Source organism: Kutzneria sp. NPDC051319 (assembly GCF_040682195.1).
Lineage (GTDB): Bacteria > Actinomycetota > Actinomycetes > Mycobacteriales > Pseudonocardiaceae > Kutzneria.
The window spans coordinates 256,447-265,099 of sequence record NZ_JBFBAM010000007.1 but is presented as its reverse complement, the minus strand read 5'-3'; the positions used below and the strand labels follow the sequence as shown (position 1 = coordinate 265,099).

At 68.9% G+C, this 8,653-nt stretch carries 8 protein-coding genes; 5 read left to right on the top strand and 3 right to left on the bottom strand.

Features of this window, described 5'->3' with window-relative positions:
* Nucleotides 1-39 precede the first annotated feature (39 nt).
* Nucleotides 40-1,458 (bottom strand): family 2B encapsulin nanocompartment shell protein, encoded by a 1,419-nt coding sequence (locus tag AB0M73_RS09750; protein ID WP_363889141.1) that lies wholly within the window; start codon nt 1,456-1,458, stop codon nt 40-42.
* 825 nt (nt 1,459-2,283) lie between these two features.
* Here AB0M73_RS09750 and AB0M73_RS09745 point away from each other — a divergent pair.
* Both AB0M73_RS09745 and AB0M73_RS09740 read left to right on the top strand, forming a co-directional pair.
* A complete protein-coding gene (locus AB0M73_RS09745) occupies nt 2,284-2,919 on the top strand; it encodes a TetR/AcrR family transcriptional regulator (protein WP_363889139.1) in 636 nt (211 codons plus the stop codon).
* Nucleotides 2,920-2,974: 55 nt separating this feature from the next.
* Nucleotides 2,975-3,334, top strand: coding sequence for a helix-turn-helix transcriptional regulator (locus AB0M73_RS09740; protein WP_184862493.1), 360 nt, complete (start codon nt 2,975-2,977; stop codon nt 3,332-3,334).
* A gap of 167 nt (nt 3,335-3,501) precedes the next feature.
* Here the strand turns inward: AB0M73_RS09740 and AB0M73_RS09735 are convergent, their stop codons facing one another.
* Nucleotides 3,502-4,260, bottom strand: coding sequence for an alpha/beta fold hydrolase (locus tag AB0M73_RS09735; RefSeq protein ID WP_363889135.1), 759 nt, complete (start codon nt 4,258-4,260; stop codon nt 3,502-3,504).
* Between the two features lie 35 nt (nt 4,261-4,295).
* Here AB0M73_RS09735 and AB0M73_RS09730 point away from each other — a divergent pair, with 35 nt between their 5' ends.
* The 3 genes from AB0M73_RS09730 (at nt 4,296) to AB0M73_RS09720 (ending at nt 7,769) form a co-directional block, all read left to right on the top strand.
* Nucleotides 4,296-4,949, top strand: a complete 654-nt coding sequence (locus tag AB0M73_RS09730; protein ID WP_363889132.1) for a phosphatase PAP2 family protein — start codon at nt 4,296-4,298, stop codon at nt 4,947-4,949.
* Between the two features lie 67 nt (nt 4,950-5,016).
* Entirely contained in the window at nt 5,017-6,486 is a 1,470-nt protein-coding gene (locus tag AB0M73_RS09725; protein WP_363889129.1) for a family 10 glycosylhydrolase, read from the top strand.
* Nucleotides 6,483-7,769: a C39 family peptidase gene (locus AB0M73_RS09720; RefSeq protein ID WP_363889128.1), complete on the top strand. Its 1,287-nt coding sequence runs from the start codon at nt 6,483-6,485 to the stop codon at nt 7,767-7,769. The genes AB0M73_RS09725 and AB0M73_RS09720 overlap by 4 nt, the downstream gene beginning before the upstream one ends.
* 103 nt (nt 7,770-7,872) lie before the next feature.
* On the opposite strand, the gene AB0M73_RS09715 is transcribed toward AB0M73_RS09720, so the two are convergent.
* Entirely contained in the window at nt 7,873-8,634 is a 762-nt protein-coding gene (locus AB0M73_RS09715; protein WP_363889126.1) for a class I SAM-dependent methyltransferase, read from the bottom strand.
* Between the last annotated feature and the right edge of the window lie 19 nt (nt 8,635-8,653).

Sequence of the window (8,653 nt, the reverse complement as noted above, 5' to 3'; positions counted from 1 at the left end):
GTGGGCCCGCGGCCGGCCCGGCCTGAGGCCGGGAAGTCGTCAGTTGGCGCCGAGCTGGACGTCCTCGAGGATGCCCAGCGCGTCCGGCACCATCACGGCGGCGGAGTAGTAGACGCTCACCAGGTAGGAGATGATCGCCTTCTCGTTGATGTTCATGAAGCGCACCGACAGGCCCGGCTGGTACTCGTCGGGCAGGCTGGTCTGGTGCAGGCCGACGACGCCCTGGTTGTGCTCGTCGCCGGTGCGCATCAGGATGACCGAGCTGGTGCGCTGCTCCGTGATCGGGATCTTGTTGCACGGCAGGATGGGGATGCCGCGCCACGACGGCATCTGGTGCCCGCCGAAGTCGGTGTTGCCCGGGTAGATGCCGGCCCGGTTGCACTCCTGGCCGAACGCCGCGATGGTGCGCGGGTGGGCCAGGAAGACCGTCGGCTCCTTCCACACCGTGGCCAGCAGGTTGTCCATGTCGTCCGGGGTCGGCGCGCCGGAGCGGGTGTGGATGCGCTGGCTGAAGTCGGCGTTGTGCAGCAGGCCGAAGTCGCGGCTGTTGACCAGCTCGTGCTCCTGGCGCTCGCGCAGGGCCTCGATGGTCAGGCGCAACTGCTGCTCGGTCTGGTTCATCGGCTGGTTGTAGAGGTCGGCGACGCGGCTGTGCACGCGGAGCACGGTCTGCGCGACGCTGAGCTCGTACTCGCGGGGCGCGGCGTCGTAGTCGACGAAGGTGCCGGGCAGGTCGGGCTCGCCGGTGTGGCCGGAGGCCACGCTGATCTCGGCCTCGCCGCTGTCGTCGGCCCGGCCGAGCGCGGCGTTGGCCTGGAACATCACGACCTGCTCGCGCAGCTCGGCCGACTGGTCGGTCAGCGCCTGGAAGTCGGCCCGGGTCAGCGAGAGCAGGGTGGCGCTGGTGACCGCCTTGGCGGTGAAGCCCCAGTCGGCGTCCGGGTCGACCAGCGCGTCGACGCCGAAGTAGTCGCCGTCGGCCAGCGTGCCGAGCACGGACTCGTCGCCGTACTTGCCGGCGCCGACCTTGTTGACCTTGCCGTGCGCGATGAGGAAGATCCGGTCGGCCGCGGCGCCGGACTCGGCGATCACGTCGCCGGCCGAGAACTCGTGCTGGCGGAACCGGTTGGCCAGCGCGTCCAGCACCTCCATCTCGTCGAATCCGCGCAGCAGCGGCAGCTCGCCCAGCTCGGCCGGGATGACGCGGACGTCGGCGCCGGTCTTGGTGAACTCGATCCGGCCGTCGCCGACGGTGTAGCTCAGGCGCCGGTTGACGCGGTACACGCCGCCGTTGACCTGGGTCCAGGGCAGCACGCGCAGCAGCCAGCGCGAGGTGATGCCCTGCATCTGGGGCACGGACTTGGTCGTGGTGGACAGGTTCCGCGCGGCGGCGGTGCCCAGGCTCAGCTGGGACTGCCCTTGCTCAAGTCCGGCTCCCGGCTCCAACGTCTCCGTCACGACGGACAACTCCTCACCAGATCGACAAACGAGGAAAAAAAGAGAAAAAGAATAGGGGGAAGCGCATTCGCCCCGCTCCCACAAATTTGTGGGGCCATTGGCGAATTGATCGCAGGCCGATATGGACGCCGACTGCAGCGAAACTAGCACCGCCGTTCAGCGTACGTACAGTCGCCCGAGCGGGTGACTATTGAGCGGCCAGAAGTTTGGTCTTTTGTTCACCCAACCCGGCTAGTAACGAGCCACCGTGCGTAGCACCGCTCACGGATAACACCCGGCCACCGGCCGGCAATACGACAGCGGTGTAGCGACGCACCGCCGTTCGGGTTCTTTTTTCGACCGGACCCTCGGCGGACATAAGCCGGTGGCGGTCGCGCCGGCCGCCCGGGATCGGGTCATCCGATGTCTGGCAACCACTCGAAAGAGACATCGTTCGGCAGGACAGGCCCCCCTTTCGGCCATCCGGGTGGCGATCGATCACGGGGCGCGAGCAGGTGATGGTTGCCCAGTCACGAAACAAGACGTGACCAATCGCTCACTCCATGTCACCACATCGGGCGGAATCACGCGATCCCACGTGTGCTATCCACTCCCGATCGGATTCGGTGAACCAATCATCGACAAATACCGCATCGACGGACACGGACTCGCGGCGATCCGCTGACAAACAGGACAGAGCGTCGGCCGTGCACTTGCTTACCGTGGTCACTGCCCGAAAGTTCGTGACACTTCGTCAGGTCACCGGGGTGACCTTGTTAGCTCTTCGCGATCACGGGGGCGCACCCGGTAACGTCGGTGGCCCCCAGGCCTGACGGGAGCACAGCGATGCGCGACGGCGGCGGCACCGGCCGGCGGTTGATGCCGCGCGAGGAACGCGCCGCCAGCATCGTGGCGGCGGCGGCGCGGGCGTTCGCCGGCCGCGGCTACGCCGGCACCTCCATGGACGACGTGGCCGCGGAGGCCGGCGTCACCAAGATCATTCTGTATCGGCATTACGCCACCAAGAGGGACATCTACACCGCCGCGCTGGACGCCACCTGGCAGCGGCTGGTCGACAGCTCGCAGTTCGGCTACGACACCGAGGTCGGCTTGCAGGCGCTGCTGGCCGCCGCCCGCCGCGACACGGCCGGCTTCACCCTGCTGTTCCGGCACGCGGTCCGTGAGCCGGAGTTCGCGGACTACGCGCAGCAGCTCGTGGCCCAGACCGTCCAGGTGGCCGAGCAGACGCTGGCCGATTCGGTGCAGGACCCGCGGCTGCGCTCGTGGCTGGCCCGGGGCGTGACCGATCTCGTGCTCAACTCGGTGCTGGAGTGGATCACCACCGGAGACCCGGCGCGGGACGCCGAGGCCGCCGGCCTGCTGTTCCAGACAGCGGCGGCGGTCATTGTCCACCACAGGTCAAGGGCGGTCCCCCGGCCGGTTGCACGACGATCGGACGGACTTCGCGAAACTGTATACTGACGAGTTGCGCAGGGAGTACTGTCGGGCCTCCACGGTCAAATCTGGGGAGGTGACAATGGCGACTGGCCAATTCCCGGCGGATGACGCCGAGACCGCCGCGAACGTCTTCGCTGGAGAACTCAAGCGTTGGCGGACGCTGCGCGGGCTGTCGAGGACCACACTCGCACGACGGATGGGCTATGACCGCTCATACGTGTCCAAAGTGGAGAGTGGGGCCAAACCGCCGTCCCGGGACTTCGCCTTTCACGCAGAGAAGGCGTTGCACTCGGGTGGCGCGTTGTACAACGCGTATCGGGAGCACAGCAGCTCGGTCGAACGGTCCAAGGCCGACGGCCAGCTGGTGCGCGCCGCGTCGAGGCCGACGCAGCCGTACGCGGACCTGATCGCCGGTGGCGTGCCACCGGTCGGGAGGTAGATCGGGTCGAACCGCCGATCGGGAGAAAGTGGCGCGAACCCCCGCCGTGCCGACGAGTTTCCCGAGACGCAGCCAGGCGGGCCACATCCAGTGGCCCGCCTGGTTTCTTTTTGCCCGCCGCCGGCTGCGGTCGTGAAAATTCAACTACTTGCAGGTTCAGGAAATGTTCATTGGCCCGACGAACCGATCGAGGCGATTCGGCCGGGGAAGTTCGCCCAGATCTCCGGCGTGTAGAAGTGGCCGCCGGGCAGCTCGTCCACCCGGACCCGGCCCCCGGCCACCTTGGTCCACCGCTCGGCGTTGCCGGCCGGGGCCTTGCCGTCCTCCACGCCGTAGATGACCTGCATCGGGGCCCGCACCAGGGTGTCCGGCCGGTACCGGTAGGTGGAGCTCACCGTCAGGTCGGCCCGCAGCAGCCCGACCGCCATCTCCACCAGCTCCGGCTCGTCCAGCAGCACCTGCGGCAGCTGGCCGACAGTGCTCATCCAGTGCACCATTTCCTCGTTGCTCTGCCCGAGGTGCGGCGGCGTGCCGTCGCGCAGCGGCCAGTCCGTCGGCGCCTCGCTGGCCGACACCGTCAGCGCCATCGGCCCCCGGCCCCGCCGCTCGGCGCGGGCCGCCACCTCGAACGCCATGATCGCGCCCATGCTGTGCCCGAACAGCACATAGGGCCGGTTCGCGACATCCGTGACGACGGCGTCGACCACCTCGTCACACAGCGGATCCCACTCGGTGGCGAACGGCTCGGTGAACCGGCCCTCCCGCCCCGGGTAGCAGACCAGCACCAGCTCCGTGTCGTCCGGCAGCTGCTTCGCCCACGGTCGGAACGGGGCGGTGCCGCCGCCGCTGTAGCCGAGGCACACCAGCACCCGGCTCGCCTGGGGCCGCTCCAGCGGCCGGACCAAGATCTTGGCTCCCGTGCTCACCGGGCCAACCTAACCCGTGCCCGTAGCCTGGTGTGGTGCGCCTGCTACCGCCCCAGGCCCGTCGACCCGCCGTCGGCCTCGTCGTGTTGTGTGCCGCCGTGGTCGCCGTGGGGGCGGCGCTCTATCACGGGCAGGCCCGTGCCGGGCGGTTGGACGACGCCGTCGACGACCGGCTGTTCACGATCTTCGGCCGGGACCGGGCGTTCCTGTACCAACTGCTGCACGTGGCCGATCTCCAGGTCGTGGTCACGGTCCTCGCCGTCGTGGCGGTCCTGGCGGTGCTGCGCGCCCGCCCGGACATCGCGGCGCTGGCGGCGATCGGGCCCGGCGCGGCGATCGGGCTCACCGAGCTGGTGCTCAAGCCGTTGGTGCAGCGCCGATACAACAACTGGCTGTCCTACCCCAGCGGGCACACCGTCGGCATGCTGTCGACCTGCACAGTGCTCGGCGTCATCCTGCTGGGCGCCTCGCTGACCCTTGCGCTGCGCGTGACGCTCGGCGTGCTTCTGCTGGTGGTGTGCGTCATCGTGGTGCTGGCGCTCATCGTCGACGGCTTCCACTACTTCACCGACACGGTCGCCGGCGTCGGTCTGGCGGTCGGCGTCGTGCTGCTGGCGGCGCTCGGGGTGGACGCAGTCACGGGGCTGGTCACCCGGCCGAACGGTGGATTTGCCGGAAGTTGCACTTAGACAGTTCTTTACATCGTCGCCTACCATCGCGAAAATCCTTGACCAGGGCGACGAGCGAGGTGACGGCGTGCGAAGGCTCGCAACTGTGCTGGCAGCGCTACTGACCGTGATCGCTGCTGCATCCGCGGCGACAGCGTCGGCGGCAGTTTCGTCGGTGGCGGCTCCGTCGGTCGCCGCGCCGCGGGAGCTGCGCGGGATGTGGATCGCCAGCGTGGCCAACATCGACTGGCCGTCCAAGGCGGGACTGCCGGCGGCGCAGCAGAAGCAGGAGTACCTCAGCCTGCTCGACCGGGCCAAGGCCCTCGGCGTGAACGCCGTTTTCGTGCAGATCCGGCCGACCGCCGACGCCTTCTACCCGTCGACGCTGGAACCGTGGTCGCAGTACCTGTCCGGGACACAGGGCCAGGATCCCGGTTACGACCCGTTGCAGTTCCTGGTGTCCGAGGCCCACCAGCGTGACCTCGAGTTCCACGCCTGGTTCAACCCGTACCGGATCAGCCTCCAGGGTGACGTCGGCAAGCTCGTGCCGACCCATCCGGCGCGGCTGCATCCGGACTGGGTCGTGGGCTACGGCGGCCAGCTCTACTACAACCCCGGCATTCCGGCCGTGCGGCGGTTCGTGGAGCAGGTCATCCTCGACACCGCCCGGCGCTACGACCTCGACGGCGTGCACTTCGACGACTACTTCTACCCGTATCCCGTTGCCGGGCAACAGTTTCCCGACCAGGCCACCTTCGCCCAGTACGGCGGTGGCTTCGGAAATGTCGCCGATTGGCGGCGGGACAACGTGAACAAGCTGATCAGCGAGCTGTCGACGGGGATTCACCGGACGAAGCCGTGGATCGCGTTCGGCGTCAGCCCCTTCGGCATCTGGCGGGACGCCCGCACCGATCCGTCCGGCTCCGACACCCAGGGCGGCGTGCACGACTACGACGACCTGTACGCCGACACCCGCACGTGGATCCGCAACCGCTGGGTCGACTACATCGCGCCGCAGCTGTACTGGCCCGTCGGGTACACCATCGCCGACTACGGGAAGCTGCTGCCGTGGTGGGCCCACGAGGTCGCCGGCACCGGGGTTTCGCTGTACATCGGGCAGGCCGTGTACAAGATCGGCACGCCCAGCCCCGCCGCCTGGCTGGACCCGTCGGAGATGCCCCGGCACATCGCGCTGAACCGCGCCACCCCCGGCGTGAACGGCGACATCCTGTACAACACCAACACGTTGCTGGCCAACCCGCTGGGCTTCGCCGACCGCCTGCGCACCGATCTCTACGCCCAGCCGGCCCTCATTCCCGTGCGCCCCACCGTCGCCGGGCACGCCCCGTTGCCGCCGGTGCTGCTGCCGCTATGGGGGAACACCCTGCGCTGGATCGGTTTCGCCACCTCGTACGCCGTCTACCAGGACGGAAAGCTGTTCACCACGCTGCGCGGCGCCACTTTAACCCTGCCCGAGGGCCGTCACAGCTATGCGGTCACCGCACTGGACCGCACCCATCACGAGAGCCGTCCGAGCATCACCGAGGAGTACCGATGAGCCCTGTGCACAACAGGTTGACCAGGCTCGCCATGGTGGGCACCGTCGCCGGCGCCCTCGTCGCGCAGCTGACCGCCGCCCCCGCCGTCGCCGCGACCACCGCCGCGCCGGTGGACTTCCACCAGTGGAGCAGCGACTCCCAGTTCTATAGTGGACACTCCGATGGCCTGCTCGTCCGCAACGGCCTGGTGATCGGCCGTCCCGCCGGCTCCGTGCAGCACACCGAGCCCGCTCTGGGCACCACGAAGACCTACGACTACGCCACGTGGACCTCTCCCCGCTACAGCCAGCGTTTCGGGGCCACGCAGCTGATCGCCTCGTGGAACGCCACCACTCCCGCCGGCACCTGGCTCCAGGTGGAGATGCGGGGCACCTCGTCCACCGGCGCCCAGACCGGGTGGTACGTCATGGGTCGGTGGGCGTCGGGCGACCAGGACATCCACCGCACCAGCGTGCCCGACCAGACCGACGCCACCGGCACCATCGACGTCGACACCTTCGAGGCCGCCGACGGCGTCAAGCTGATGGCGTACCAGCTTCGGGTCACCCTCTACCGCCTCCAGGGCACCCACGCCTCCCCCAACCTGCACATGGTCGGCGCCATGACGTCCGCCATTCCCGACCGCTTCACCGTTCCCACCAGCCCCAGCGGCGGCGCGTGGGGCATGGAGCTACCCGTTCCCCGCTACTCGCAGGACATTCACAAGGGCCAGTACCCCGAGTACGACGGCGGCGGCGAGGCGTGGTGCAGCCCCACCTCCACCCAGATGGTCGTCGAGTACTGGGGCAAACACCCCTCGGCGCAACAACTTTCGTGGGTCGACCCCAGCTACGCCGACCCCCAGGTCGACTACGCCGCCCGCAACACCTACGACTACGACTACGAGGGCGCCGGCAACTGGCCGTTCAACGCCGCCTACGCCGCCAGCTACGGCCTGGACGCGCACATCACCCGCCTGCACTCCCTGCAGGAGATGGAGCACTACATCCGGCGGGGCATCCCCGTGATCACGTCCCAGTCCTTCCAGGCCAGCGAGCTCGACGGCGCCGGCTACTCCACCTCCGGCCACATCATGGTCATCGTCGGCTTCACCAAGACCGGCGACGTCATCGCCAACGACCCCGCCTCCAACGACGATCCGGCCGTGCGCAACGTCTACAAGCGCAGCCAGTTCGAGAACGTCTGGCTCCGCACCGAGCGCCCCCTGCCCGACGGCGGCGTCGGCGGCGGCTCCGGCGGCGTGGTCTACATCGTCACGCCCCACGGGATGCCCCTGCCGTAGGTCCGTCCGCCACCCACCTCACTCGCGAACCCGCACGCAGCGCACATGAGTGGCTCACTTGGCCTCCAGCGCCACTTGAGCCACTCATGTGCGCCTGGCCCCGTCACTCTCGCCGGGCGATCAACCTCGTGTTGTGCGGGTTGAGCTGCTTCGCCGCGATCATCTCCGCAGCCACCTCGGTGACGAAGTCGTCCGCGTCGTCCCCCAGCTTCAGCGCCTGCTCCGCCAACCCAGCCGCCTTCATGATCTGCCCCAGCGCGACGGGATCCGCCACGAACTGCGCGTCGAGCTCGGTCGGCGGCACGTCCAGAACCAACCCCTCGGCCGCCAACCTCGCCACCACCTCGTCAGCGGGATGCTGCTGCATGGCGAACGGCGTGTCGGCCAACCGGTCCCGCCACCGGGGCCGGCGCATCACGTCGTCCAGCATGGTCACCGCATCAGACATGTGCCGCGGATTGCCGCGGCTCCACTGGAGCACCAGAGCACCGCCGGGCTTGACGGCGCGGGCCATCTCGCGCAGGGCGTGATCGACGTCGTCGAGCCAGTGCAGCACCCAGGAGCAGTGCACGATGTCGAACGCCCCGGGCTCCAGTTCCAGCTTCCGAGCGTCACGAACCTCGACCGTCACCGGCAGTCCCCAGCACAGCTCACGCGTGGCCTCGACCATCGCCGGCGAGAAGTCGCTGGCCGTCACGGCGTAACCCCGTGCGGCCAGCTCCCGGGTGATCTCCCCGCTGCCGCAGCCGACATCGGCCAGCCGGCCGCCGTGCAGGCCGGCCAGCTCCAGGGCCTCGATGGCGGTGCGGAACTGCCGGCTGTTGGAGCGCCGGTAGTGCTCGGGTGTCCAGGTCTGACGGTCCACGCCGTCGATCAGACCACGG

Bases quoted from the DNA above. Each gene is read 5' to 3' on its own strand.
- AB0M73_RS09745 (WP_363889139.1), top strand. From the start codon at position 2,284: ATGCGCGACGGCGGCGGCACCGGCCGGCGGTTGATGCCGCGCGAGGAA.
- AB0M73_RS09740 (WP_184862493.1), top strand. From the start codon at position 2,975: ATGGCGACTGGCCAATTCCCGGCGGATGACGCCGAGACCGCCGCGAAC.
- AB0M73_RS09720 (WP_363889128.1), top strand. From the start codon at position 6,483: ATGAGCCCTGTGCACAACAGGTTGACCAGGCTCGCCATGGTGGGCACC.